Annotated in this window: 41 protein-coding genes and 1 pseudogene; all 42 read left to right on the top strand. The window is 44.9% G+C overall.

Translation table 11 applies throughout. The features are described from left to right. Positions 1-20 precede the first annotated feature (20 nt). The 42 genes and pseudogenes from rplD to DSBG_RS04720 all read left to right on the top strand — a co-directional run bounded on the left by rplD (position 21) and on the right by DSBG_RS04720 (position 25,234). A pseudogene (gene rplD / locus DSBG_RS04920) lies at positions 21-643 on the top strand (50S ribosomal protein L4). Next, complete coding sequence (locus DSBG_RS04915) at positions 643-930, top strand: 50S ribosomal protein L23 (RefSeq protein ID WP_009617595.1); 288 nt, start codon at positions 643-645, stop codon at positions 928-930. The pseudogene rplD and the gene DSBG_RS04915 overlap by 1 nt, the downstream one beginning before the upstream one ends. Before the next feature lie 33 nt (positions 931-963). Next, positions 964-1,791, top strand: a complete 828-nt coding sequence (gene rplB, locus DSBG_RS04910) for a 50S ribosomal protein L2 (protein ID WP_068963096.1) — start codon at positions 964-966, stop codon at positions 1,789-1,791. Between the two features lie 18 nt (positions 1,792-1,809). Beyond that, positions 1,810-2,091 carry a 30S ribosomal protein S19 gene (gene rpsS, locus DSBG_RS04905; RefSeq protein WP_040411748.1) on the top strand — a complete coding sequence of 94 codons (282 nt, stop codon included), beginning with the start codon at positions 1,810-1,812 and terminating at the stop codon, positions 2,089-2,091. A gap of 22 nt (positions 2,092-2,113) precedes the next feature. Further along, positions 2,114-2,455 (top strand): 50S ribosomal protein L22, encoded by a 342-nt coding sequence (gene rplV, locus DSBG_RS04900; protein ID WP_009617593.1) that lies wholly within the window; start codon positions 2,114-2,116, stop codon positions 2,453-2,455. Positions 2,456-2,458: 3 nt separating this feature from the next. Continuing rightward, complete coding sequence (gene rpsC / locus DSBG_RS04895) at positions 2,459-3,121, top strand: 30S ribosomal protein S3 (protein ID WP_009617592.1); 663 nt, start codon at positions 2,459-2,461, stop codon at positions 3,119-3,121. Then, the gene (gene rplP, locus DSBG_RS04890; protein WP_009617591.1) at positions 3,122-3,559 is read left to right on the top strand and encodes a 50S ribosomal protein L16; all 438 of its coding nucleotides are present in this window, start codon (positions 3,122-3,124) and stop codon (positions 3,557-3,559) included. Next, positions 3,549-3,752, top strand: a complete 204-nt coding sequence (rpmC, locus tag DSBG_RS04885) for a 50S ribosomal protein L29 (RefSeq protein WP_009617590.1) — start codon at positions 3,549-3,551, stop codon at positions 3,750-3,752. Before rplP ends, rpmC begins: the two co-directional genes overlap by 11 nt. Before the next feature lie 23 nt (positions 3,753-3,775). Beyond that, positions 3,776-4,036 (top strand): 30S ribosomal protein S17, encoded by a 261-nt coding sequence (gene rpsQ / locus DSBG_RS04880; RefSeq protein WP_009617589.1) that lies wholly within the window; start codon positions 3,776-3,778, stop codon positions 4,034-4,036. 36 nt (positions 4,037-4,072) lie between these two features. Beyond that, entirely contained in the window at positions 4,073-4,438 is a 366-nt protein-coding gene (gene rplN, locus DSBG_RS04875) for a 50S ribosomal protein L14 (RefSeq protein ID WP_068963095.1), read from the top strand. A 13-nt stretch (positions 4,439-4,451) separates the two neighbouring features. Beyond that, positions 4,452-4,820: a 50S ribosomal protein L24 gene (rplX, locus tag DSBG_RS04870; protein WP_068963094.1), complete on the top strand. Its 369-nt coding sequence runs from the start codon at positions 4,452-4,454 to the stop codon at positions 4,818-4,820. Positions 4,821-4,840: 20 nt separating this feature from the next. After that, positions 4,841-5,380 carry a 50S ribosomal protein L5 gene (rplE, locus tag DSBG_RS04865; protein ID WP_009617579.1) on the top strand — a complete coding sequence of 180 codons (540 nt, stop codon included), beginning with the start codon at positions 4,841-4,843 and terminating at the stop codon, positions 5,378-5,380. 20 nt (positions 5,381-5,400) lie between these two features. Beyond that, the gene (locus DSBG_RS04860) at positions 5,401-5,586 is read left to right on the top strand and encodes a type Z 30S ribosomal protein S14 (RefSeq protein ID WP_014182804.1); all 186 of its coding nucleotides are present in this window, start codon (positions 5,401-5,403) and stop codon (positions 5,584-5,586) included. A gap of 28 nt (positions 5,587-5,614) precedes the next feature. Next, complete coding sequence (rpsH, locus tag DSBG_RS04855; protein WP_040411741.1) at positions 5,615-6,013, top strand: 30S ribosomal protein S8; 399 nt, start codon at positions 5,615-5,617, stop codon at positions 6,011-6,013. Between the two features lie 23 nt (positions 6,014-6,036). Next, entirely contained in the window at positions 6,037-6,591 is a 555-nt protein-coding gene (rplF, locus tag DSBG_RS04850; protein WP_009617573.1) for a 50S ribosomal protein L6, read from the top strand. 158 nt (positions 6,592-6,749) lie between these two features. Beyond that, entirely contained in the window at positions 6,750-7,118 is a 369-nt protein-coding gene (rplR, locus tag DSBG_RS04845) for a 50S ribosomal protein L18 (protein WP_068963093.1), read from the top strand. 57 nt (positions 7,119-7,175) lie between these two features. Beyond that, complete coding sequence (gene rpsE / locus DSBG_RS04840) at positions 7,176-7,646, top strand: 30S ribosomal protein S5 (protein WP_491005707.1); 471 nt, start codon at positions 7,176-7,178, stop codon at positions 7,644-7,646. Positions 7,647-7,658: 12 nt separating this feature from the next. Next, the gene (gene rpmD / locus DSBG_RS04835) at positions 7,659-7,841 is read left to right on the top strand and encodes a 50S ribosomal protein L30 (protein WP_068963092.1); all 183 of its coding nucleotides are present in this window, start codon (positions 7,659-7,661) and stop codon (positions 7,839-7,841) included. Between the two features lie 18 nt (positions 7,842-7,859). Further along, positions 7,860-8,300 (top strand): 50S ribosomal protein L15, encoded by a 441-nt coding sequence (gene rplO, locus DSBG_RS04830; RefSeq protein WP_009617567.1) that lies wholly within the window; start codon positions 7,860-7,862, stop codon positions 8,298-8,300. Between the two features lies 1 nt (position 8,301). Beyond that, a complete protein-coding gene (secY, locus tag DSBG_RS04825) occupies positions 8,302-9,588 on the top strand; it encodes a preprotein translocase subunit SecY (RefSeq protein ID WP_068963091.1) in 1,287 nt (428 codons plus the stop codon). A gap of 13 nt (positions 9,589-9,601) precedes the next feature. Beyond that, entirely contained in the window at positions 9,602-10,240 is a 639-nt protein-coding gene (locus DSBG_RS04820) for an adenylate kinase (RefSeq protein WP_068963090.1), read from the top strand. 5 nt (positions 10,241-10,245) lie between these two features. Continuing rightward, positions 10,246-10,992: a type I methionyl aminopeptidase gene (map, locus tag DSBG_RS04815; RefSeq protein WP_068963089.1), complete on the top strand. Its 747-nt coding sequence runs from the start codon at positions 10,246-10,248 to the stop codon at positions 10,990-10,992. A 39-nt stretch (positions 10,993-11,031) separates the two neighbouring features. After that, positions 11,032-11,250, top strand: a complete 219-nt coding sequence (gene infA, locus DSBG_RS04810) for a translation initiation factor IF-1 (protein WP_007778476.1) — start codon at positions 11,032-11,034, stop codon at positions 11,248-11,250. Between the two features lie 21 nt (positions 11,251-11,271). Next, positions 11,272-11,385, top strand: coding sequence for a 50S ribosomal protein L36 (gene rpmJ / locus DSBG_RS04805; RefSeq protein ID WP_009617550.1), 114 nt, complete (start codon positions 11,272-11,274; stop codon positions 11,383-11,385). A 92-nt stretch (positions 11,386-11,477) separates the two neighbouring features. Beyond that, complete coding sequence (gene rpsM, locus DSBG_RS04800) at positions 11,478-11,849, top strand: 30S ribosomal protein S13 (protein ID WP_009617546.1); 372 nt, start codon at positions 11,478-11,480, stop codon at positions 11,847-11,849. Positions 11,850-11,867: 18 nt separating this feature from the next. Then, positions 11,868-12,257 (top strand): 30S ribosomal protein S11, encoded by a 390-nt coding sequence (gene rpsK / locus DSBG_RS04795; RefSeq protein ID WP_009617544.1) that lies wholly within the window; start codon positions 11,868-11,870, stop codon positions 12,255-12,257. A gap of 13 nt (positions 12,258-12,270) precedes the next feature. Next, the gene (gene rpsD / locus DSBG_RS04790) at positions 12,271-12,900 is read left to right on the top strand and encodes a 30S ribosomal protein S4 (RefSeq protein ID WP_068963088.1); all 630 of its coding nucleotides are present in this window, start codon (positions 12,271-12,273) and stop codon (positions 12,898-12,900) included. 69 nt (positions 12,901-12,969) lie between these two features. Then, a complete protein-coding gene (locus DSBG_RS04785) occupies positions 12,970-13,917 on the top strand; it encodes a DNA-directed RNA polymerase subunit alpha (RefSeq protein WP_068963087.1) in 948 nt (315 codons plus the stop codon). 26 nt (positions 13,918-13,943) lie between these two features. Continuing rightward, positions 13,944-14,282 carry a 50S ribosomal protein L17 gene (gene rplQ / locus DSBG_RS04780; protein ID WP_009617538.1) on the top strand — a complete coding sequence of 113 codons (339 nt, stop codon included), beginning with the start codon at positions 13,944-13,946 and terminating at the stop codon, positions 14,280-14,282. Between the two features lie 109 nt (positions 14,283-14,391). Next, the gene (locus DSBG_RS04775) at positions 14,392-15,867 is read left to right on the top strand and encodes an ABC transporter ATP-binding protein (RefSeq protein WP_068963086.1); all 1,476 of its coding nucleotides are present in this window, start codon (positions 14,392-14,394) and stop codon (positions 15,865-15,867) included. Between the two features lie 57 nt (positions 15,868-15,924). Continuing rightward, positions 15,925-16,650, top strand: coding sequence for an energy-coupling factor transporter transmembrane component T family protein (locus DSBG_RS04770; protein WP_083236729.1), 726 nt, complete (start codon positions 15,925-15,927; stop codon positions 16,648-16,650). A 37-nt stretch (positions 16,651-16,687) separates the two neighbouring features. Beyond that, positions 16,688-17,479 (top strand): tRNA pseudouridine(38-40) synthase TruA, encoded by a 792-nt coding sequence (gene truA / locus DSBG_RS04765; protein ID WP_068963084.1) that lies wholly within the window; start codon positions 16,688-16,690, stop codon positions 17,477-17,479. Between the two features lie 173 nt (positions 17,480-17,652). Next, positions 17,653-18,084 carry a 50S ribosomal protein L13 gene (gene rplM / locus DSBG_RS04760; protein WP_009617530.1) on the top strand — a complete coding sequence of 144 codons (432 nt, stop codon included), beginning with the start codon at positions 17,653-17,655 and terminating at the stop codon, positions 18,082-18,084. Between the two features lie 23 nt (positions 18,085-18,107). Beyond that, a complete protein-coding gene (rpsI, locus tag DSBG_RS04755; RefSeq protein WP_009617527.1) occupies positions 18,108-18,503 on the top strand; it encodes a 30S ribosomal protein S9 in 396 nt (131 codons plus the stop codon). 837 nt (positions 18,504-19,340) lie between these two features. Next, a complete protein-coding gene (locus tag DSBG_RS04750) occupies positions 19,341-20,072 on the top strand; it encodes an N-acetylmuramoyl-L-alanine amidase (RefSeq protein WP_068963083.1) in 732 nt (243 codons plus the stop codon). 329 nt (positions 20,073-20,401) lie between these two features. Beyond that, positions 20,402-20,869: a helix-turn-helix domain-containing protein gene (locus tag DSBG_RS04745; protein ID WP_068963082.1), complete on the top strand. Its 468-nt coding sequence runs from the start codon at positions 20,402-20,404 to the stop codon at positions 20,867-20,869. Further along, positions 20,866-21,348: a hypothetical protein gene (locus DSBG_RS04740; protein ID WP_068963081.1), complete on the top strand. Its 483-nt coding sequence runs from the start codon at positions 20,866-20,868 to the stop codon at positions 21,346-21,348. The genes DSBG_RS04745 and DSBG_RS04740 overlap by 4 nt, the downstream gene beginning before the upstream one ends. Positions 21,349-21,359: 11 nt before the next feature. Beyond that, the gene (locus tag DSBG_RS22300) at positions 21,360-21,542 is read left to right on the top strand and encodes a hypothetical protein (RefSeq protein WP_141694236.1); all 183 of its coding nucleotides are present in this window, start codon (positions 21,360-21,362) and stop codon (positions 21,540-21,542) included. 373 nt (positions 21,543-21,915) lie between these two features. After that, positions 21,916-22,818: an arginase gene (gene rocF, locus DSBG_RS04735; protein ID WP_068963080.1), complete on the top strand. Its 903-nt coding sequence runs from the start codon at positions 21,916-21,918 to the stop codon at positions 22,816-22,818. Between the two features lie 166 nt (positions 22,819-22,984). Continuing rightward, positions 22,985-23,563 carry an RNA polymerase sigma factor gene (locus DSBG_RS04730; RefSeq protein ID WP_068963079.1) on the top strand — a complete coding sequence of 193 codons (579 nt, stop codon included), beginning with the start codon at positions 22,985-22,987 and terminating at the stop codon, positions 23,561-23,563. After that, on the top strand, positions 23,517-23,978 hold the full coding sequence (locus DSBG_RS04725; RefSeq protein WP_068963078.1) for a hypothetical protein: 462 nt from the start codon (positions 23,517-23,519) through the stop codon (positions 23,976-23,978). Before DSBG_RS04730 ends, DSBG_RS04725 begins: the two co-directional genes overlap by 47 nt. Positions 23,979-24,067: 89 nt before the next feature. Then, positions 24,068-25,234, top strand: coding sequence for a M20 family metallopeptidase (locus DSBG_RS04720; protein ID WP_068963077.1), 1,167 nt, complete (start codon positions 24,068-24,070; stop codon positions 25,232-25,234). Positions 25,235-25,297 lie beyond the last annotated feature (63 nt).

Raw genomic sequence — 25,297 nt, 5'->3', positions numbered from 1 at the left:
TGAGAAAGGAGGAATAAGCAATGCCGAAAGTTCAAGTATTAAATATGCAAGGCACACAGTAGGAGAAATCGAACTAAGTGAAAGCGTGTTTGGGATTACCCCAAATGTTCACGTTCTTCATTCAGCGGTTGTGTCACAACTTGCGTCAGTAAGGCGGGGAACGCAATCTGCGTTGTTACGCGGTGAAGTGCGCGGAGGTGGACGTAAACCATGGCGTCAAAAAGGAACGGGCCGTGCGCGTTCTGGAAGCAGTCGCTCCCCCGTGTGGAGAGGCGGCGGTGTTGTTTTCGCACCTAAACCACGCAAGTATGGCTTCAAATTACCTAAAAAAGTTCGTCGATTGGCTTTGCACTCGGCACTCTCTTCGAAGGTTATGGAGCAACAACTGATTGTCCTTGATGCTTTGAACATGGGTGAAGCCAAAACCCGTGAAATGGTAAAAGTACTCAAAGCTCTTAATGTTGACAAGAAGGCTATGATCGTAACGGATGCTATGGATGAAGCTGTGCAACGTTGCGCTCGCAACCTCGAGGGTGTTAAAACAACGGATGTTGCAGGGATGAATGTAATGGATATTCTTCGCCATGACGTTCTTGTAATGACCAAAGCGGCGGTATCAAAAACTGAGGAGGTGTTAGCGTAATGCGCGACGCACGTGATGTCCTCAAAAGTCCGGTAATTTCAGAGAAGTCTGTAGGGCTTGTCGAGGAAAATAAATACTCCTTCTGGGTAAATCCTGCTGCAAACAAAATTGAAATTAAAGCAGCGGTTGAAAAGATGTTTAAAGTAACGGTTGTCGAACTCCGCACCATCAATGTAAACGGCAAAATGAAGCGGGTCGGTAAGTATGTCGGAAAAACATCAAACCGTAAAAAAGCGATTGCTACGCTTAAAGCTGGAGATAAGATTGAAAACTTCGCGGGTCTGTAAGCATCTTGAAGCAAAGGAGGAAAATGAAAATCTATGGCCTTAAAAACATTTAAACCTACATCGCCAAGTCGTCGTAACATGACTGTGTCAACCTTTGAAGAGATCACAAGAACAGAGCCAGAACGTACTTTATTGAAGCCGTTGACAAAAAAAGCAGGTCGTAATAATGATGGACGATTAAGCGTGCGCCATAAAGGCGGCGGGCATAAGCGAATGTTCCGCGTCATTGATTTCAAGCGGAATAAAGATGGGATCCCTGCTCGTGTAGCAAGTATTGAATATGATCCTAACCGCTCAGCCAATATCGCTTTATTGTATTATCAAGACGGACTTAAAACCTATATCTTAGCACCAAATGGTTTGAAAGTGGATCAAATGGTTGTTTCTGGTCCAGATGCTGACATTAAAGTTGGCAACACATTGCCACTTCAAAATATTCCAGTGGGTACTCTGCTCCATAACATCGAGATGAAACCAGGTAAAGGGGCACAGATGGTTCGCTCAGCTGGTGGCTCAGCGCAACTAATGGCTAAAGAAGGTTCGTATGCAACGCTCCGACTTCCTTCCGGTGAAATGCGGATGATTCGCATTGAGTGTCGGGCAACCATTGGGCAGGTCGGAAATTTAGACTATGAAAACATCAACATTGGTAAAGCAGGAAGATCACGTTGGTTGGGTATTCGTCCGACGGTACGTGGTTCAGTAATGAACCCTTGTGACCATCCACATGGTGGGGGCGAAGGCCGTAACTCGATTGGTCGTAACCCATGTACTCCTTGGGGAAAACCGGCTCTAGGGGCAAAAACTCGCAAGAAAAAGAATCCGTCGAATCGCTTTATTGTGAAACGGCGCAGTAAGTAGTCGAAAGGAGGCCCATGAATGAGCAGATCTCTAAAAAAAGGACCTTTCGTCGAATCTCGTTTACTCGAACGTGTCGAAGCGATGAACGAATCAGGTGAAAAACGCGTGATCAAGACGTGGTCCAGACGCTCAACAATATTTCCGCAAATGGTCGGACTCACCATTGCGGTTCACGATGGACGGAAACATGTTCCGATATATGTTACCGAAGATATGGTAGGTCATAAACTGGGAGAGTTTTCTCCTACTCGCACCTATAAGGGCCATGCTGGTAGTGAAAAATCCAGCGGCTTACGTTAATTCGAGAGGAGGTTAAAGGCACATGCAAGCAAAAGCAGTGGCAAAATATGTACGTATCTCTCCTCGTAAGGTGCGCCAGGTTGTCAATCTGATCCGCGGCAAAAAGATCAGTGATGCGTTCGCTATTCTTCAATTTACACCCAATGGTTCCACAGACGATGTGACTAAGGTGCTGAAGTCAGCAGTCGCTAATGCAGGACACAACTATGACATGAATGTTGATGATCTGATTATTACTGAAATTTGTGTGGATGAAGGACCGACCTTGAAACGCATCAAGCCTCGAGCCATGGGACGTGCAGACCAAATCCGGAAACGGACGAGTCACATTACTGTGGTTGTGGGCGAGAAGAAGGAGGGCTAAACAGTGGGTCAAAAGGTTAATCCCAAAGGCCTCCGCGTCGGAATTATCCGGGACTGGGAAAGCCGTTGGTATGCAGACAAGAACTACATGGAACTTCTTCATGAAGACTTGAAGATCCGTGCATTTGTAAAAAATAAACTCAAGCAAGCTGGATGCCCAAAAGTTGAGATTGAACGAGCAGCCAGTCGTGTTAAAGTATCAGTTCATGCAGCTAAGCCCGGTATTGTTATCGGTCGAGGTGGTACTGAAGTTGAAAACTTGCGCAAACAACTTGAAGCAATCACTGGCAAACAAGTTGCAGTCAATATTGTAGAAATCAAGAAGCCGGAAATGGATGCTACCTTAGTAGCAGAAAACATTGCCTTACAACTTGAAAAACGTGTGTCCTTCCGTCGGGCAATGAAACAAACAGTTGGCCGGACAATGAGGACAGGTGCACAGGGGATTAAAATTCAATGCAGCGGCCGTTTGGCTGGAGCCGAAATTGCCCGAACTGAATGGTACCATGAAGGGAAAGTACCCCTTCACACACTGCGTGCGGATATTGACTACGGTTTTGCTGAAGCCAATACTACGTATGGAAAGATTGGTATCAAGGTTTGGATATATAAAGGTGAGGTTCTTCCCGCCAAGAAGGTCGTCGCTCAGGTGGAAGGAGGAAACTAGATGTTAGTCCCAACCAGAGTGAAACATCGTAAACAACATCGTGGTCGGATGCACGGTAAGGCTACACGCGGAAACACCATTACATTTGGTGACTTCGGACTTATGGCCTTAGAATGCGGTTGGATAACGAATCGCCAGATTGAGGCTGCTCGTATTGCTATGACCCGTTATATTAAACGTGGTGGTCAAGTTTGGATTAAAATTTTCCCGGATAAGCCAGTTACGGCTAAACCAGCAGAAACTCGGATGGGTAGTGGTAAAGGTTCACCAGAATACTGGGTTGCAGTTGTGAAACCTGGTCGAGTAATGTTTGAGTTGAACGGCGTTACGGAGGAGCAGGCTCGTGAGGCCCTGCGTCTGGCCATGCATAAGCTCCCGATCAAATGTAAGTTCGTTACCCGTGCTGATCAAGAAGGAGGTGACGCAAATGAAAACTAAGGATTTTCGTGACCTAACAAATGATGAAGTGTTAAAGGAAATCGACGATTTCAAAACCGAACTGTTTAATTTGCGTTTCCAATTGGCGACGGGTCAACTCGATAACCCAATGCGAATTCGTGAAGTTCGCAAAGGTATTGCTCGCGGTAAAACGATTCTTCGCGAGCGTGAGTTGAAGATTGAACGTGTCTAAGTTGAGAAAGGAGGCTTCTTAGCGTGGAAAGAGCCCTACGTAAAGTTCGGATCGGCAAGGTAGTCAGCGACAAGATGGATAAAACTGTCGTTGTAGCGGTTGAAATTACTGAGCGTCACCCGATTTATAAAAAATCAATTACTCATACGAAAAAATATAAGGCTCATGACGAAAACAATGAAGCGCATATCGGTGACACTGTCTCGATCATGGAAACTCGCCTTTTGAGTAAAGATAAATGCTGGCGTGTAGTTGAAATACTTGAAAAAGCAATTGCCATCTAAAATTCGTTATATTAGTTCGGAAGGGGGTCAAATGGAATGATCCAAGTACAAACTAGGGTTAGAGTTGGAGACAACTCAGGCGCTAAAGAGCTAATGTGTATTCATGTACTCGGCGGTTCAATGCGCCGATATGCATCGATTGGTGATATCATCGTTGCTTCCGTTAAACAAGCAACACCAGGGGGCGTTGTCAAAAAAGGGGAAGTTGTCAAGGCTGTTATCGTGCGGACAAAAAAAGAGATTAGACGTCAAGACGGTTCATATATCCGGTTTAGCGAAAATGCTGCAGTCCTCATTAAAGATGACAAAAGCCCGCGCGGAACCCGTATCTTCGGACCAGTTGCTCGCGAACTGCGTGATAATTTTATGAAAATCATATCCCTGGCACCGGAAGTTATCTAAGACCCCATGACGTATGGAGGTGAAGAAAGTGGCTGCTACTAAGCATAAGGTACAACCTGATAAGATACATGTAAAAAAAGGCGATTATGTCATGGTCATCAGCGGTAAGGATGCCGGTAAAAAAGGCAAAATCATCGATGTGATTCTCAAGAAGGGTCGCGTGGTAGTTGAGAAGGCAAACATCGTTAAACGGCATACAAAACCTTCTCAAAGCATGCCTCAAGGTGGCATCGTTCAAAAAGAAGCTCCGATGGCCAGCTCGAATGTTATGTTATACTGCCAAGAGTGTAATTCTGTGACTAGGGTCAGTGTCAAGGTGACGGAAGACGGAAAAGTGCGCGTCTGCAAAAATTGCGGCGTGAATCTACCGGATAAACACTAATCGCGAAAGGAGGGACCCCAGTGGCTCGTCTGAAAGATAGATACCAAAACGAAATCGCTCCTGCCTTACAGCAGAAGTTTGCTTATACAAATGTCATGCAAATTCCTAAAATTGATAAAATCGTGATCAATATGGGTGTTGGTGAAGCGGTTCAAAACTCCAAAGCGATCGATTCTGCTCTTGGAGACTTAATGAAGATCACAGGTCAAAAACCTATTGTCACGCGGGCAAAAAAATCCATTGCAGCATTCAAACTACGTGAAGGGATGCCGATCGGTTGTAAAGTTACCCTGCGTGGTCAACGGATGTATGAATTTATGGATCGCCTTTTAAACGTAGCTTTACCTCGCGTTCGGGACTTCCGTGGTGTTTCAGCGAAAGCGTTTGACGGACGTGGAAATTATACCTTAGGAATTAAGGAACAGTTGATCTTCCCTGAGATGGAGTATGACAAGATCGACAAGCTTCGTGGAATGGATGTAGTCTTTGTAACAACGGCAAAATCGGACGAAGAAGCGCGCGAGTTGCTTCGTGGGTTCGGAATGCCGTACCGTGATTAGAGAAAAGGAGGTTCAAGAGCGTGGCTAAGACATCAATGGTTGTCCGCCAAAACCGTGGACAAAAATTCGCCGTTCGTTCGCATAACCGTTGCAAGCTTTGTGGACGTCCCCATGCTTACATGCGTAAATTCGGAATTTGCCGGATTTGCTTCCGGGAGTTGGCTCACAAAGGGGAACTTCCAGGAGTCACGAAGGCCAGTTGGTAATACATTGTAAGGAAGGGGGACGACTGAAGTGTCAATGTCAGATCCGATTGCAGACTTTTTAACACGTATCCGTAACGCGGGAATGGTTTATCATGATAAAGTCGAGGTGCCAGCATCTCGTATTAAGAAAGAGCTTGCGGAACTGCTTAAAGCAGAAGGGTACATCAAGGATGTAGAATACATTGCGGACGACAAACAGGGCGTGATTCGGATGTATTTGAAATATGGTCCAAACCGTGAGCGTGTTATTACCGGGCTAAAGCGGATAAGCCGTCCGGGACTACGCGTCTATGCGAAAAAGGATGAAATGCCGAAAGTTCTTGGTGGACTCGGAATTGCAGTTATTTCGACATCTAAGGGGATAATGACAGATAAAAAAGCCCGCAAAGAGGGCCTTGGTGGAGAAGTAATCTCCTACATTTGGTAGATTTCACAACGGAGGTGCAGTGAATGTCCAGAATTGGCAAGCGCCCCATTGGGATCCCCAGTGGTGTGGACTTCAAAATAGAGGAAAATGTGGTCACTGTTAAGGGTCCTAAGGGAACCTTAACGAGAACAATGCATTCATTGATGAACATTGTAGTCGATGGCCAACAAGTTATTGTTAGTCGACCGAACGATGAGCCGTTGAGCAGATCTTTACATGGCTTGACTCGCACCTTAATCGCTAACATGGTGGAAGGTGTTTCGAACGGATTCACAAAGGGCTTAGATATGGTTGGGGTAGGATATCGTGCTGCCAAGCAAGGAAACAAGTTGGTTTTGACGGTCGGCAAGTCTCACCCTGTTGAACTTACTCCCTTTGAAGGAATTGACTTTGAAGTCCCTGCTCCGAATAAGATCTTAATTAAAGGGATGGATAAAGAACTTGTCGGTGCTTTTGCCGCAGTAGTTCGTTCAGAGCGTGAGCCTGAACCATATAAAGGCAAAGGAATTCGGTATGAAGGCGAAGTCGTCCGTCGTAAGGTTGGTAAGACCGGCGGTAAAAAGGGCGCTAAGAAGTAAAGAAAACTTGGCTGGCGCTAAGCGTTAGCGAAGGCGGCTGCCTAGTTGCCCTTATGCTCCAGAAAGTATACAAACGAAGTTTATGCTTTCTGTCATAGTGTAATTAAATTGAGGCAAGGGCCAAATCTCTTGCCAGTCGTGAAAGGAGTGAGTTCCCTTTGATTAAGCGCATGGACCGAAAAGCTATCCGCGTTAAAAAGCATAAGAGCATCCGCAAAGCTGTTATCGGAGTTGCAGAGCGACCACGTTTAGCAGTTTTTAGAAGCTTGAATCATATTTACGCTCAAGTAATCAATGATGAGCTCGGTGTGACAATTGTTGCTGCTTCTTCCCTCGATCCAGAGTTCAAAGCTGCCGATTTATCTGGCGGAAATACCGCTGGTGCTCAAAGAGTCGGCGAATTGGTTGCGAAGAAAGCCCTTGAAAAAGGAATTACGCAAGTGGTATTCGATCGTGGAGGAAATGTATATCACGGCCGAATCGCAGCATTGGCGGAATCAGCACGAGAAGCTGGACTCAGCTTCTAAGCTTGAGTAAAGGAGGGAAAAATCAAATTGGCGAAATTCGAAGCTAATAAGTCGGACATGAATGAAAAAGTCGTTCATATAGCCCGTGTTGCCAAAGTTGTTAAAGGTGGACGTCGTTTCAGCTTTAGCGCGCTCGTAGTGGTTGGAGACGGTCACGGTCGTGTTGGCGCAGGACTAGGTAAAGCTGGTGAAGTGCCTGAGGCTATTCGCAAAGGAATCGAAGATGCAAAGAAAAACCTCTTCAGTGTTCCTATGCACGGAACCACAATTACTCACCCTATTCTTGGGGTGTTTGGCGCGGGCCAAGTGTTGTTAAAGCCGGCTTCAAAAGGGACTGGAGTTATTGCCGGTGGCGCTGTTCGGGCGGTACTTGAAGCTGCTGGTGTGCATGATATCCTCGCGAAGTCTTTAGGCTCAGCAAACGCACACAATATGGTCAATGCGACGATGGAGGCGTTAAAATCTCTAAAGCGTCCAGAAGAGATTGCCAAACTCCGAGGTAAGACCGTAGGAGAAGTTCTAGGTTAAGGAGGGTTGGTCATGAAAGTAAAAGTGACACTAACTAAGAGTCCGATCGGTTATTCAAAAGCACAACACAAAGTGTTACAAGCACTTGGCTTAGGAAAAGTCGGATCAAGTGCAGTTCATGAGGACACCCCTGGGATTCTAGGGATGATTCATAAATGCATGCACTTGGTTACTGTAGAGACACAAGCTCAATAGAAGGAGGTGTGGGCAAGCATGAAACTGCATGAACTAAAGCCTGCTGAAGGATCAACACATGCACCTAAGCGTTTGGGCCGTGGAGTTGGATCTGGACATGGTAAAACTTCCGGTAAAGGACACAAAGGACAAAACTCGCGGGCTGGCGGCGGAGTTCGTCCCGGTTTTGAAGGCGGACAAAATCCACTGTTTCGCCGGATGCCAAAGCGAGGGTTTAATAATATCTCAAAGAAAAACATTGTCGTTTTGAATGTCCGTGATTTGGAACGTTTTGAGAATGACACTGTAGTGACAATTGAAAGCCTCTTGGAAAGCGGCCTCATTAAGGCTGTTAAAGATGGCGTTAAGATTCTTGCAACGGGAGAATTGACCAAAGCACTGACTGTCAAAATTGACAAAGTCAGCCCAGCCGCGGCAAAGAAGATTGTTGCGGCGGGTGGAAAAGTAGAGGTGGAATAGGATGATTGTCGATTCCCTGAAGAATGCGTGGAATGTAGCGGATCTCAGGAAAAAAATCGGTTACACCCTTTTGATGTTTCTGATCTTCCGTATCGGAGCACATATTCCAATTCCCTTTATTGATCATGACACACTGAAGAAAATGTTAGGAACCGGCGGTATGTTCGATTTCATGGACACACTTTCCGGAGGTTCATTTAAAAGGCTGTCTGTTTTTGCATTGAGTATTACGCCATATGTTACAGCCTCCATCATTCTTCAGCTTCTGACGATCGTCATTCCCTCTCTTGAACGCCTTTCTAAAGAGGGTGACTATGGACGCAAAAAGATTACTCAGTATACGCGGTACAGTACCGTGGGCTTGGGATTTATACAAGCCTTCGGGCTGACCTACGGGGTTCGTGGGGCGCTGAATATTCCCAGTCCAGCTTTAAAATGGCCGATTTATCTACTCGTGGCACTTGTTTTGACCGCTGGAACTGCGTTTCTAATGTGGCTTGGGGAAGCGATCACTGAGAAGGGAATCGGAAACGGCATCTCCCTAATCATCTTTGCAGGAATCGTCTCACGAGTCCCCGATGCGATCAAGTCTCTGTGGAACATGCTAAGAGTTGGTGAAATCAATGCTTTCTCAGTTATTGGTTTGGCTGTGATCGTGGTTTTTATTACCGCAGGCGTCATTTACGTTCAAGAAGGGACGCGTCGAGTGTCGGTGCAATATGCTAAGAGAGTTGTCGGACGGCGGGTTTATGGTGGGCAAAGCAGTCATATCCCCCTGAAAGTGAATCAAGCTGGAGTAATTCCCGTCATCTTCGCAATTTCTTTACTGGCATTCCCTCAAACGATCGCAACTTGGATACCAACTTCGGCTTTCGCAAGATTTGTAAATACATGGTTTAGTATGAATGGCAGCATAACCTCGATCCCTTATCTATTGGTCTACGGTGTGCTCATTATATTCTTTACTTACTTCTATACTGCAGTTACATTCAATCCTGTTGATGTGGCTGATAATTTAAAGAAGTATGGCGGTTTCATACCTGGCCTTCGTCCTGGGCGCCCGACGGCTGAATATTTGTCAAAAATATTAAGTCGGATTACGCTAGCCGGTGGTTTATTTCTAGCTTTGATCGCAGTCTTGCCGACACTAGTTATCGGACTCACTGGACTCAAAAACATCTATTTTGGTGGAACATCCCTACTAATTGTGGTTGGGGTTGCGCTCGAGACGATGAAACAAATTGAATCCCAACTTATGTCGAGGCATTATCAAGGTTTTATGAAATAAAGGAGGAAGAGATATGAGAATAATATTAATGGGTGGCCCCGGAGCAGGTAAAGGAACGCAGGCTAATCCACTTGTTGAACGCTTTCATATTCCGCATATTTCCACGGGTGATATGTTTAGAGCAGCTATTAAAGAAGGAACAGCAATGGGCCTAAAGGCTAAGTCATTTATGGATGCCGGAGGTTTGGTTCCTGATGAAGTGACCATTGGGATTGTTGAGGAGCGTTTAGCGCAACCCGATTGCGCGGCTGGCTTTCTTCTTGATGGATTTCCACGTACACTAGCGCAAGGTAGTGCATTAGCGGAGATTTTAGATCGTCTAGGCATTAAGCTCGATGGTGTAATCAACATTGAAGTCGCGCATGAGGTGTTAATACCTCGCTTAACTGGACGACGGATATGTCGAACATGTGGAGCATCTTATCACATGGTCTTTAACAAGCCTGAAAAAGAAGGGGTTTGCCAATGTGGTGGAGAGCTTTATCAACGTTCCGATGACACGATCGAAACAGCCGAGAATCGTTTAAACGTTTATAATAAGCAAACCGAGCCTTTGATTGCTTTCTACGAAGAAAAAGGATTGGTTAAGCGGATTAATGGAGATCAACCTATTGATAAGGTATTTCAGGATATCCTTCAGGCCTTGGGCTAAACGGCATGATTGAGCTAAAAAATGCGAACCAATTCAGCCGGATGCGTAATGCGGGCCGAATCGTAGGTGAAACCCTTGCCTTAATGCGTGAGCTCGCAAAGCCCGGCGTCACGACACTTGAATTGGATCGCATGGCTGAAGAATATATCCGCGCGCAGGGTGCCATACCAGCGTTTAAAGGGTACAATGGTTTCCCGGCGACGCTCTGTACCTCTGTAAATGAACAGGTAGTTCATGGAATACCCGGTTTAAGGTGTTTAGAATCTGGGGATATTATTAGTATTGATTGCGGTGCGGTCATAGACGGGTATTTTGGTGATGCTGCTGTGACCTTACCCATTGGAGAAGTAAGTCCCGATCTCCAGAAACTCTTAAGGGTTACTGAAGAGTCCCTGATGTTGGGTATTGCGCAGGCTAAGTTAGGTAATCGTCTTTATGACGTCTCTTACGCGGTCCAAACGCATGTGGAAGCTAATGGGTTTTCTGTCGTGCGAGATTATGTTGGGCACGGGATTGGAAGGGCCATGCATGAGGATCCCCAGATCCCTAATTTTGGCAAACCTGGCCGGGGACCACGACTCGAGGTAGGTATGGCCTTGGCTATTGAGCCCATGGTGAACATGGGTACGTATGAAGTGCAGACGTTAAAGGATCACTGGACTGTAGTTACGAAAGATAAAAGGCCATCGGCCCATTTCGAACACACAGTTGCGATTACGGAAAATGGCCTGGAAATTCTAACTCGATGTTAGGTACGTGCCAAAGGATTGTCAGAGGAGGGGTGAATGAGTATGTCAAAAGAAGACGTTATAGAAGTTGAAGGTAAGGTCTTGGAGCCACTACCTAATGCCATGTTCCAAGTTGAGTTAGCGAACGGACACAAGGTTTTGGCACACGTCTCCGGAAAGATTCGAATGAACTTTATCCGGATTCTTCCGGGTGATCGGGTCACGGTGGAGCTTTCCCCCTATGATCTATCACGAGGACGAATCACATATAGGTTTAAGTAATGACCAAAGGGAGGGATTACGGTGAAAGTAAAGCCTTCTGTTAAAAAGATCTGTGAAAAATGTAAAATTATTCGTCGCCATGGTAAAGTCATGGTCATTTGTGAGAACCCGAAACACAAGCAAAGACAAGGCTAGAAGTTTCGGTTGCGCGGCTGATTGGAGTAAGTCCTCCAATGCACCGATTTTATATTGATACAGAACTTAAATAGTGGAGGTGTAAATTTTAGATGGCACGTATCGCTGGAGTTGACTTACCGCGCGAGAAACGTTTAGAGGTTGCCTTAACCTATATTTATGGGATTGGGCTGCCAACTTCACATAAGATTCTCGCTAAAACGGGCGTAAGCCCGGATGTCCGAGTGCGTGACTTGTCAGAAGACGAAGTCGGCAAGCTTCGGGAAGTTATTGATAAAGAGTTTAAGATTGAAGGCGACCTGCGTCGCGAAGTTTCCCTCAATATCAAGCGTCTTATGGAAATTGGTTCCTATCGTGGCCTGCGCCATCGTCGTGGACTTCCAGTTCGAGGTCAGCGCACGAAAACCAATGCCCGAACTCGTAAGGGTCCGGCTAAGACTGTTGGAGCAAAACGTAAAAAGTAATAAGGGGGGATAACTTAGATGGCACGTAAAGTTGTCCGGACAAAACGCCGGGAACGTAAGAATATTGAAAGTGGAATTGCTCATATCAAATCCACATTTAACAATACCATGGTAACTATCACGGATACCCATGGTAACGCACTCTCCTGGTCCAGTGCAGGTTCCCTTGGCTTTAAAGGTTCTCGTAAAAGCACGCCATTTGCTGCGCAAATGGCTGCCGAAACCTGTGCTAAAGTTGCGATGGAACATGGCTTAAAGGATGTTGAATGCTTTGTAAAAGGACCAGGTGCAGGTCGTGAAGCGGCTATTCGCGCGCTACAAGCTGCTGGTTTAGAAGTAAACTTAATTAAAGACGTGACACCGATTCCACACAATGGCTGTCGGCCACCGAAACGCAGAAGGGTATAGGAGGTGTGTAATCATGGCTAGATATACTGGTCCAGTTTGTCGCTTATGTCGACGTGAGGGATTAAAATTATTCCTCAAAGGAGAGCGTTGCTATACTGGAAAGTGCGCGATTGATCGTCGTGCCTATGCTCCCGGACAACACGGCCAAGCCCGTGCGAAGAAGCCCACTGAATATGGTCTTCAGTTACGAGAGAAACAAAAAGCACGCCGCATGTACGGTGTTATGGAAAAACAATTCCGTCACTATTTTGACGAGGCGGCTCGGCGTAAAGGGGTAACTGGTGAAAATCTGCTCTCGTTGTTGGAACGACGATTAGACAATGTCATTTTCCATTTGGGCTTTGCTTCATCCCGCCCGGAAGCTCGTCAACTCGTGAATCACGGACATTTTACCATTAATGGTAAAAAAGTTGACATAGCATCTTATTCCGTGCGTGTAGGAGAAGTTATTGCTGTTAGAGAAGGTAGCAAGAGTTCCCCAAGGATGAAACAACTTCTTGAAAATCTGGGTTCACGTACTGTTCCTGTATGGCTGAACTTGGATGCCAATACTGCTGCTGGAACTGTTGTCGCACTACCTACTCGTGAAGATATTCAACTGCCCATCCAAGAACACCTCATCGTGGAGAAATACTCCCGTTAATGTTGACGTTCTGCCCAAGTGGGTTGGATGGTTTGTATATCAAGTTCTCGAGAAAGAAGGTGCATACCGATGTTAGAAATCGAGAAGCCCAGAATCGAGTGTATCGAGCGTTCTGAAGACGACTCCTATGCTAAATTCGTCGTTGAGCCTCTTGAAAGGGGATATGGGATTACCTTAGGGAATTCTTTAAGGCGCATCCTGTTGTCCGCTCTTCCAGGATCAGCGGTGACATCGGTCAAAATCGAAGGGGTGCTCCATGAGTTTTCTACAATACCGGGCGTTTTAGAAGACGTTACAGACATTATTCTTAATCTGAAGTCCTTAGCGCTGAAAGGTTATACGGATGAGCCGCGGATTATTCGTATAGAGTCTCAGGGTGAAGGAGTTGTTAAGGCCGCTGATATTATTAGTGACCCAGACATTGAGATTCTGAACAATGACTTGAAGATTGCTACATTAGATAAAGATGGTCGGCTATTTATGGAAATGACGGTGGAACGCGGTCGTGGCTATGTTTCTGCGGACAAAAACAAGAAGCCAGACCATGTCATTGGAGTTATCCCTATTGACTCCATCTTTGCCCCGATTTATAAGGTCAACTATACGGTCGAGGATACCCGGGTTGGTCAGATCACGGACTATGACAAGTTGACTCTTGAAGCATGGTCTAATGGCAGTATCTCACCGGAAGAGGCCACCAGCTCGGCAGCCAAAATTCTGAGTGATCATCTGCGCCTTTTCATGGGACTTACTGATAAGCTCAACAATGTTGAGGTTATGGTGGAAAAAGAAGAGGAAGCCAAAGATAAAATCCTCGAGATGACGATTGAGGAACTTGATCTGTCCGTTCGTTCTTATAACTGCCTCAAAAGGGCAGGAATTAACTCGGTTGAAGAGTTAACTCAAAAAACGGAAGAAGACATGATTAAAGTGCGTAACCTTGGTCGCAAGTCTTTAGAAGAAGTGGAATTTAAACTCAGAGACCTAGGTTTAATATTTCGCCCGGCTGAGGACTAATTCGGTGCAAAAGGAGGGGAATGTAATTGGCTTACCGCAAGTTGGGAAAAAACATGGGTCATCGCGGGGCAATGTTGCGTAACATTGTCACTTCCCTGTTAAAACATGAGCGTATTCAAACGACAGAAGCACGTGCCAAGGAACTAAATGCTATTGCTGAAAAGATGATTTCACTTGGCAAGCAAGGCGATTTGGCTGCCCGTCGTTTAACGATGGCTTATCTCATGGATGAAGATGTTGTTACAAAATTGTTTGATACTATTGCGCCGAAATATGCTGACCGTCAGGGAGGCTATACTCGTATCATGAAACTCGGCTTACGTCGGGGAGATGCTGCCACAATGGTAATCATCGAACTCGTATAATGCGAGTTGCTAAAGGCCGGGTTGCTTAAACTTTGTTTAAGCATGCCCGGCCTTTGCTAATGGCATTTGGATGGACCTTTTTCTAGGGTAAGGGGAGTGATTTCGGTCGATGAAAGTGCTCCAAGTGCAGAACATTCATTATGGCAATATATTGAACGGAGTGAATTTTGACTGGAACCAGGGTGAGATCATCGCGCTTATGGGTGCTAATGGCTCCGGGAAATCAACCTTGGCTAGGATCTTGAACGGATTGCTGGAACCCAAAGAAGGGGAGATCCGTCTCACGTTTGACGAAACCGTTTGTGATTGGAACACAGTGAAAAGGTGGCAAGAAATCGGGCTTGTAGGGCAACATCCTCGTCGGCAAACAATTGGCGCTACGGTAGCAGAAGAATTGGGCTTTGGACTTTTAAACCTGGGATGGGATAGACAATCCGTGGTAAATAGAGTGCTAGAGCTGGCTGCGTCTGTGGGCTTAAAGGGTAAGGAAGACCAGTCTCCTGCGACACTTTCAGGCGGAGAAAGACAACGCTTGGTTACTGCCGCTATTTTAGCCTTACAGCCATCCTTTCTTATATTGGATGAGTCCTTAACCATGCTCGATATGCACTCTCAAGCGAATGTGTTGAAACTCTTATTTAAAGTCCAAGCTCAAACCGGGCAACTTTGGATTACTCATGACCCAGAGTTAGCAAGACAAGCGGATCGTCTCTTGGTTATCAAAAATGGAAAAATCTCAGACTTGGGTAATCCCAGTGACGCATTAGACAACGGTGAGATGTATTCTCCAGATGGTCTTAGGAAGGAATACACCAATCCGATCTCGTTAGACCCAAAACTGAAATATTCACAGATAATGGCCTCAGGAAAACCCAGAGCAAAAGATAGGTTAGAACAGCCAGCTGCTCTGGAATGGAGACAGGCTAATTATGATTCCCGTCTACACTTGAATAACGTTGTAAGGACGGGCGAATTTATTGGCATAGTTGGTCCTTCTGGTTCAGGCAAGACAACACTTTTAGAAAGTGCGGTTGGCTTAATTCTGCCCAATGAGGGGCAACTAATAGTTGGCGGAGAACAGATTACAAAAGCTAATTTGAATATACTGCGTAGAAAAATCCGTTTAGTTCTTCAAGAGGCAGGAGAATATCTGATTGGCCGCAGCGTCTATCATGAGATTTTTTATGGAGAGTCTCAGCAAGACTTGAAGGTAAAAAATAAAGAGAGATTAGCAATATTGGAGAATTTTGGTTTGCCTGTATGCTTGGCGGATGTTGCCCCTGAGCGTTTAAGTGGTGGAGAACGCCAAAAGGTCGCCCTAGCAGCAGCCTTGCGAACTCTCCCAGAGATTCTTCTACTGGATGAACCTTTACTTGGACTAGACGCAACAAGCCGAGTAGGGATTCAAACAATGATTTCAGCATGGGATATGACGATACTATATGTTACACACGATCTAAGAGAAGTCCTACAGGATGCTGATCGGATTTGGTTGGTAGAGAACGGGAGCGTGGTCTTAGATTGCTCGATCCAGAGTTGGCGAGAGCATCAGGAGCAATTTCGAGCAGCTGGTGTCCGCTGCTAAGAGGAGGGAGGGCAAAGTATCAAAGCTTTTGAACTCTATTACCCAGGTAATAGCCTGTTGCACCGTTTTGATCCAAGGATAAAGGTCGGAGGGTTAGCTATCTTGTCCCTTCTAATAACAATGACCCGCTGGCAGGGGCTTCTCTTAACCTCCCTTGCCCTCCTGGGACTTGTATTATTGAGTCGTGTCCCAATTAAAATATATGGTTCGCTCATAGCTGTCCTTTTTTGGGTGGGATTGTTTTATGGACTAGTGACAGGGTGGGTCTGGCCAGAAAACAGAGCCATTTGGTTTGGGCATTGGTCAATGGGTGGTTTAGCACAAGCTGTTGACATGGTTTGGCGTATATCCCTGATCTTTGGATTAACTCGTCTTTATACGGCAGTAACAATGCCCCTCGCGCAAGGGGTAGGAATAGCCTATTTTTTTAACCCGCTCATCCGTATTACACCTAAAGCTGCGGACTTTGCACTTTTACTTACCTTAACACTGCGCTTTATTCCACTTATTGTGGAGGAGGCTATCCTGATATGGAAAGTTAGATTGTTAAAAAGCGAGTGGCCTCACTCCAAGATTAAACGATCCTGGGAAATAATTCAGCTCATAGTACCGCTCATTTTACTTAGTTTGAGGCGAGCAGAAGAACTTTCTGTAAACCTGATGTCTCGAGGATATGGTTCGGGCAACTACCGAACCCTCACACTTCATGAGCAGACTTCCAAGGATCGCTTAGGAGTTCTGATTATCGGAGTTTGGGGAATATTACTTTTGGTATGGAGATAGACTTAAATCTATACGTAGCGGAGGCTAGAAGTATCAAATGAGAAACATTAGGCTAACAGTAGCATATGATGGAACAAACTATCATGGGTTCCAGCGACAGGATCAAACTTATGGTCCCACGATTCAGGGAACTTTAGAAGCAGTATGGAAAAAATTAGTCGAGGAAGAGGTAACCCTAGCTACTGCAGGTCGGACGGATGCGGGAGTGCATGCATCTGGGCAAGTCGTGAACTTTATGACAGCAGCAAGAATTCCGGAGGAAAAAATCCCGAAGGCCTTTAACAGTTTGTTGCCCAGGGATATACGTATCCTTCAGGCAGAAAGTGTACCGCATGACTTTAATGCTAGGTGGTCAGCAAAGTGGAAACGCTACGATTATCAGATGGACAACCATCGAATTCCCAATGTATTTCTGCGTCTATATGCGTCTCATGTGCCCATTCCCTTAAATGTAAATCAGATGCAGTCAGCAGCCAGTTTTTTCGAAGGACATCATAATTTCAAAACCTTTGCAGCGGCTGGTGGAGCAAGTAAGACATTTGAACGAACGATTTATCGTTGTCAAGTGAAAGAAGATAACGGTTTAATTAGGGTCTCTTGCGTGGGGAATGGATTTTTATACCACATGGTTCGTATTATGGTCGGAACACTAATGGATGTGGGAAAAGGTCGGATTCTCCCTCAAGAGATCCCGGAAATTATAGCCAGCCAAGAACGGAAACGGGCCCGTATAATTGCGCCTGCCCATGGTCTAACTCTTGCATATGTGAATTATACGGAACAAAGTCCATTTGAAGTTTTTAAAGACCTTTTGCCGGATAACTATTAATCCTATATCAAACACGAAAATACTTGACAAAGAATAGAAATTTAAATAAAATATCAATATGAGTTTTTATGCCTTGGTTATGATTGAGCCCCATGCCCCTGGCATACCACAAGCATGATTGAGCCCCATGCGCGTGAGGAAAAACAAAAAACTGCTAAATTGGAGGGAAAGTCATGACCACGTTTTTTGCGAAAGCGCAAAACCAAGAGCGCAAATGGTTTATCATTGACGCTGCGGGAATCCCCTTGGGTCGTATTGCTACTGAAGCAGCACGTCTCTTAAGAGGTAAACATAAACCGACATTTACCCCTAATGTTGATACTGGGGATCATGTCATTATTATTAATGCAGAGAAATTGGTTCTAACTGGTAATAAACTAAATGACAAACTCTATCGTCGTCACTCAGGGTTTCCTGGTGGGTTAAAAGAAATCCCCTACAAAAAATTAATGCAAATTATGCCTGAACGAGCTATGGAACATGCCGTGAAGGGAATGCTTCCTCATAACAAGTTGGGCGCCCAAATGTACACAAAGTTAAATGTGTACAAGGGAGATTCGCACCCGCATCAAGCTCAACAACCTGAAATCTGGACGATTCAGTAGTTTAAGGAAGGAGGAAGTAAAACATGGCAACTCAATTACAATATGCTGCGACAGGACGACGTAAAAATGCAATTGCTCGCGTTCGTTTAATTCCGGGTGAAGGAAAATTCATCATCAACAAGCGTGAAGTAGCAGAGTATTTCGGCAAGAAAACATTAGAAATGATTGTGCAACAACCATTTAACATTACAGATACGCTTGCTAAATATGATGTTATCGCTCTCGCCCACGGAGGTGGCACCACAGGTCAAGCTGGTGCGATACGCTTAGGTATTGCCCGTGCTTTACTGAAGGCGGATGCCAGTCTTCGTCCAAGCCTTAAGAGAGCCGGTTTCCTTACGCGTGACCCACGTATGAAGGAACGTCGTAAATATGGCTTGAAGAAAGCTCGTAAGGCTCCCCAATTCTCCAAACGTTAAGAAAATACAAATCCCCAAACCCTTGTGGTTTGGGGATTTCTCATTAGTAAGACTCTGCGAAAACCTATGAATTTTGACTGGGTAACATGGACTGTTTCAACACAGGTGTTTGAGCCCGCTCTTGATACATTGTTCAACAAATTATTCCTTATATCGGCTAGAAAATGTTATTCGTATTGGTCAATTGAAGGCAATGTCCTTACGGCAGAGAGTAGAATACCGATAAACACTAAGATAATAATTAATTTCATTCTTTAAACAACTCTTTCTTTAATAAATATTAACTCATACAGGTTTTCGATATTATTTCTTCCATGTGATATTCTTAACGGTTTTACGACTTTTATAAAAAGCAAATTATTAGTTGCAATATAAGTAGAAAATCTAGTCTGATTTAAGGGAAAATGGAATTTAATGATGGATTAATATCAGTTGAAGAGTGTCTCTTTCAGGGAGTTAGGGAAGAGGCTGTTTCATGTTTAAAAATGCACAAGGATGGATATACTTACATGTAATACATAATATAAGTATGACTAAGAAAGGATGATTACTATTAAACTAGTTTGGGCCAGTGTCGACCTAAGAAACCCAGTGAATAAGGAAAGACTGCAATTTAGAGAACTTAAAAAGCGTGGCTTTTGGACGCGATTATTTGAGAAATAGTTATTTTGCAAAAAGATTCCCATCACGGTGGGGATCTTTTTTATCTAGGTTTAAATTCTTAATCAGTTCTCTTTATGTACTTGATTTTCTTGTGCTTTTTTGACAAGCCAAACGCATATTCCGGAGGTCTCCCCCATAAGGTAAGACGGAATAGACTGGGGGAGGCGGATGCGAATGAGATCAATCCGGGTAATAAGTTTGAAGCGAGGTAAGGGAGTTATTCTGGGAATTACGATGGCACTTCTTATGATGTTAGCTCTAGGATGGGGAATTCATGGGCAAGATGAAGAAATATGGAGTTGGACCTTAGGCAATAGAGTTGTTGTGATCGATGCTGGTCACGGGGGAGTGGATCCAGGCGCTGTGGGTAAAGGCAAGGTATTAGAGAAAGATGTGACTTTGGCAGTATCTAAACGTCTACAGGCCTTAGTTCAGCAAAGTGGAGCTAAGACAATTATGGTCCGCGAGGATGATAGAGACTTAGGAGCTTCACAGGGCCTATTAAAGCGAAAACGAGAAGATTTAGCACAACGCATCCAGCTTGCTATGGACAGTCAAGCTGAAGTTTATATTAGCATTCACGCGAATAGTTTTCCTGACCCAAAACTGACTGGTGCCCAGACGTTTTATCATTCGGATTCGCCGGAAGGTAAGTTATTGGCTCAATCAATTCAGCAGGAGTTGAATAAGATGACGAATGGCAAAAGAGTCATTAAGGCAAATCAAGATATATATGTTTTGAAAAAAGCACATCAAGCAGCAGTAACCGTTGAACTTGGCTTCCTTTCAAACCTTGAAGAAGAACAACTACTAACAACGCCAGAGTATCAAGAAAAGCTAGCTATCGCTATTTATCAGGGTTTAAGTGTCTATTTTAGCAAACAAGTGGAAGGGCCTAAAAGTTAAAGTAAGGAAGATTTAATTGGAAATAGTACTGTTGCAGGAGAACTATTTTCCTTTAGCGAATACTTAAAAGTGAAAAGAAAACTAGGCTTGTGCCCACACGAAGACACTGTCTTCGCACGTATTAACCCTTCTTGCAGACACTGTCTTCGCACGGGTTAGCACCGCGGAGAAGTCTTTAGAAATTGGTAGAACTCTTAGTTACGCTTTACTCCGATCATAACTTGAATAGGATTTTAGGGTTTGAGCGTTGTCATGACTCAAACAAGAATGTTAGAAGTGAAAACTGCTACGACTCAAAACAGAACGTTTGAAGGAAAGGAGGAATAATTGTGGACATCTTACCAATCGTTTTATTTCTTCTTGGAGTTATTTTTTTGTTGTTGGGTTGGCGCTGGCAGGGTTCACCCAGCGAAGAGGCCATGTCTGCTTTAAAAGGACTTGCATATTTGAAAAGAGAAATTCTTATGGTTCAAGATCAAGTTCATGTTCTAGAAGAGAAACTACAAAGAACTAATCAAAATGAACTTAAAGAAGTTGACCTTAACGAAACTGATGAAGCAACCAATAAAGCATCCGAAGGTAAGGGGAAAAGTAAACTCTATAGGTTAAATGCCAAAGAACAGAGAGAAAGTTGCAGTGAGAGTGAACAGCAACGCCATATCTCACCGAAATACCAAGAAGTATTGGAACTTGCTGCCAACGGGCAACGGATACATGAAATTGCCCAACACTTATCACTAAGTCAAGATGCAGTAAGGATGGTTTTGCGGACGCAGCCAAAAGGAGGGACTCTATGAAAGTTACGCGTACCTATTGGCTAGGTTTAGGTTCGGGGCTTATTTTGAGTGCGATGTTGGCTTTGGTTATCTCTCCATTGCAGGGACAAGCGGTAGTATCGCAAGAAACGTCTTCTGCATCCCTCGCTAAGCAGCAAACAACAACTCAGCCTATCGTAGCGGGAGCGAAACAAACTGATTCCCTTTCAGAGCCTCAACCTTCTGCACTTACTCAACCTCCGGCATCGACTAAACCAACGCAAAGTCAATCGCCTAATCCCCAAACCTCCACGCAAATTGAGCAGAAATTTATCGTTCCAAAAGGAGCCAGTTCCGAACAGATAGCAGAATTGTTACTCGCACAGGGCTTTATAAAGGACAAAGATTCTTTCTTAGTGGTCACTCATCAATTGGGAGTAGAAAGTAAGTTTAGAGCAGGAGCGTTTACGTTGTCACTGGGCCTTACCTCGGAGGAGTTGATTCACCGATTAACAAAGTAGGAAGGACTTGTTTGACACAGCGCTCGGTGCTTACGACGCAGAGCAAACTAACCGTTCAAACTCCTGGCTTTAGGGAGCGGGGTTCCCACCAAAAGCGCCATCCTTGGCGCATTGGCGGCAGCGCACGTCCTTGTGCGCTGCCCCGTCTTTGGGGTCGGTCGCTTGAACGGAAGTTTGCTAGGCTGCTTACGTAAAGACGTCGCGCTCGTGTCATACTGCGTCCCTGGGCTTGGGTCGGGGGAACGCTTAGTCTTGCTTTGGAGATTGTTGAGGATTCGTGACAGGTGACGAGTGTTTGGGGGACGGCACATTCATGTGCACCGTCTTACTGGGGTCTTTTTTACAGATTTCGTTATTCTGGGACGGGAGTGGGGACGGAAGTTTGCTTTTCCGCTTACGTAAGACGTCGCGCTCGTGTCATACTGCGTCACTGGGTTTGGAAGAATCGGGAGACACGGGTCGGTTCTTGACTTGTGTACGAAATATATGCTTGCAAATTATTTGCAAGCTTTTTTCTTTTTCGGGGCACATTAAAGTGAAGATTGGTCAAAGTGAGGTAGTAAGTGTATGAATAAAAAAGTCATCCAAATTATTGGGGTACCTATTGATTTAGGGGCTGGCCGACGTGGGGTGGATATGGGCCCTAGTGCAATTAGATATGCTGGATTAAACGAGCGTCTACAGAGGTTAGGATGGGACATTGAGGATCATGGAAATTTAGAGGTTCCTGTCCCAGAGACACGAGAAATCAAGGACAAGAGGCTCAAGTATTTACCCGAAATTATAACAATCAATGAATTGCTTTATCTGAAGGTGTCGGAGGCAATTAAGGAAGGGGTCGTCCCTTTAATCCTCGGTGGAGATCATAGCCTGGCAATCGGAGCTCTTGCGGGCTTGGCAACAGAAGGCCGTAGTTTTGGTTTGATTTGGTTTGATACGCATGGGGATTATAACTCATATGATACCACGGACAGCGGAAATATTCATGGGATGTCCTTGGCTGTGTCCAATGGAATTGGTGCGCAGGAATTGACATCTATTGGGGGAAAACAAAAAAAGATACGAGAGGAAAACACTGTAATTATAGGGGCCCGTGAAATAGATTCCAAAGAGCGTGAAATGCTTCACCAATCTAAGATCACAGTGTTTACTATGCGGGATATTGATCAAAGAGGAATGAAGGAAGTGGTCGCTCAGAGCATAAAAATCGCCTCCCAGGGAACGGATGGAATTCATGTTAGTTTTGATGTAGATGTCATTGATCCAGAAGAGGCACCAGGTGTTGGAACTCCCGTTATCGGAGGAATTACATATCGGGAGGCACATTTGGCAATGGAGCTCCTAGCGGATTCTGGCTATCTATCGAGTATGGATATTGTTGAAGTGAATCCGATCTTGGATCATCAGAATAAAACAGCCGAACTAGCGGTAGGGCTGATTTGTTCTGCGTTTGGTAAGCGTATTTATTAGTCAATGAAACTTCCCCTCCAAAAGGGCCTTTCTTATAAAACGATTGTGGGTTAAAATGGAAGGGTACCATACCAATAAACTGAAACTTTTGTGGCGAGTCTTACGTATTGAGAGCAGGAGAATTAATGAGAGCTTAAAAGAGCCTTGGGATAGGAGCCGGAATGGTATGGAAGATGCCGAGATCATTCGGCAAGTACTAGCAGGTCATCACGAACAATATGCTGATCTTGTTCGACGTTATCAGGAGCCTTTAATTCATTTTTTGCGACGAATGCTTGGTTCGGAGGAGGATGTTTTGGATTGTGCGCAGGAGGCGTTTCTAGCCGCTTACCGCAACTTGTATCGATACTCGGAGGCTCATCCGTTTCGGGCTTGGTTATATGCTATCGCTCGTAACAAAGCCCTTGACCTCCTTCGTAAACGGCGTAGAGAAGTTCCGTTGACTCTGAATGAAAACCTCGTTGATCATCAACCTAGGCCTGAGGAAGTTTGGATAGCGAAAGAACAATCTTCCATGCTTTCTGAGGTGTTAAACGAGCTTCCTGAACATTATGCCCAAACACTCTATTTGCGTTATAAACAAGAACTTTCGTACGAAGAGATCGCCATGGTATTGCAGGTTCCCGTAAGCCGGGTCAAGACCTACCTCCATCGGGGAAAAGAAAAACTACGTCAGCACTTGGAGAGGAGGAATATCTATGATGGAGACGGAGAACGAGTTGTGGACTCAACTATTTCAGGATAAACCAATTCCCCAAGCAGCATTAGAAAGTTTTCAAGCTCAAATCATGGCTCAGATTGTGGCACACCCTGTGAATTTTGGAGTGAAGGTCCTAGCTGAGCGCAGAAAATGGGGGCTTGGGTTAGCTATAAGCTTACTGGCCATTGGATTTGCTTTTGGAGCATTTTTATGGTTTGAAGGAAATCTGCTCTATCCAGGGTTGCAGGTGCTACTGGTCATACTCGCTGGGTTGCCGTTCACCTCCGAGTTCCAGTATATCGGACACCAAATCTTACAGGGTATGTTACTTTTCCGTGAGCTGAAAACAGGTCTAATTCTTCTATGGGGTGTGGTTTCCTGGCCAATTCTAGGGGTGTTATCCGTGATGGTAATATTCAGAAGGTTTAACCCTGTTCACGATGGAAAGCACTCTACTTAAAAGTTAAAATAACTGATTGTAGAGTTTAGCCGTGGTTTAAACAGATGAACAAATAGAGAAAGAATTTAAGAAGAGAGATGGGATATCCCATGGATGCGATTAAAGCGTTTTTCAAAGATCAGGCACAGCATCTGCGCAAGGAAGTATGGGAGGTTGCCCGCCAAATCGGGGAGCATCCAGAGCTCGGATATAAGGAATTCTTTGCGTCCGAGGTGTTAAGCCGTTTTCTTCAGCAACATGGGTTTGAAGTAAAACGTGGGATTGCCGGAGTAGAGACAGCTTTTTTGGCTCGATTCTCGGGTACACGTCCAGGTCCTCGGGTTGCTTATTTGGCGGAATATGATGCTTTGCCAGAGGTGGGGCATGGCTGTGGACACAACTTAATAGGAGCAGCCAGCGCAGGTGCGGCAGTTGTCTTAAGTAAGAGTTTGGAACTTTCGGGTGAGATTTTAGTCATTGGCTGCCCGGCAGAAGAAACTAGTGGAGCGAAAGTGACTCTCGTTGAGCAAGGAATTTTCAAGAATGTCGACGCTGCAATTATGTTTCATCCAGGGAGTCAAAATGTTCCGGTTATCTCCAGTCTTGCTCTGGATGCGTTGGAATTTACTTTTCACGGACGTGCTGCTCACGCTGTTGCAGCGTCATCTTTTGGGATTAATGCTTTAGATGCAGTTATAAATTTTTTTGTTGGAATCAATGCCCTAAAAAAGCAGATCTCGCCGGATATGAAAATTAACGGAATTATTACAGAGGGAGGATCCGTCCCGAATATTATTCCAGAACGTACTGTAGCTCGTTTTTATCTGAGAGCCCGAAAACGCAAAGATTTGGATGAATTGAGAGGAAAAGTGATTCGTTGTGCCGAAGGAGCTGCCTCGATGGTTTCGGCAAAGATGACTTGGCAGAAATTCGAGTTTTCATATGATGAGATGCATACAAACCAGTCATTGGCTGAATGTTTCACTAAAAACCTTCGCGAGTTAGGGGTCAATCAGATATCTCCCCCTCAAACTGCTATGGGATCTGTGGATATGGGAAATGTCAGTTGGACAGTTCCGGCAATTCATCCGTATTTAACGTTAGGAGCAGGCAATGAAATCCCGCATACTCGAGATTTCGCCCAAGCGGCGCTTTCATCAGATGGGGAAAACCTTGTGATGCTAGCAATGCAGGTGCTTGCCTTTACAGGTTCGGATGTATTAAGTGATAAAAAACTCTTACAACAAATAAAGCGTGAGTTTCGATTGGATAGGTGAAATATTGGTTATCCAATGGCTAACCGCCACTATAATCATGGTTCGAGGTTCGAATATCGAATT

Source organism: Desulfosporosinus cupriresistens, from assembly GCF_001707885.1.
Lineage (GTDB): Bacteria > Bacillota > Desulfitobacteriia > Desulfitobacteriales > Desulfitobacteriaceae > Desulfosporosinus.
Note: the sequence above shows the minus strand (reverse complement) of the source record. Positions and strands in the feature narration are given on the sequence as shown.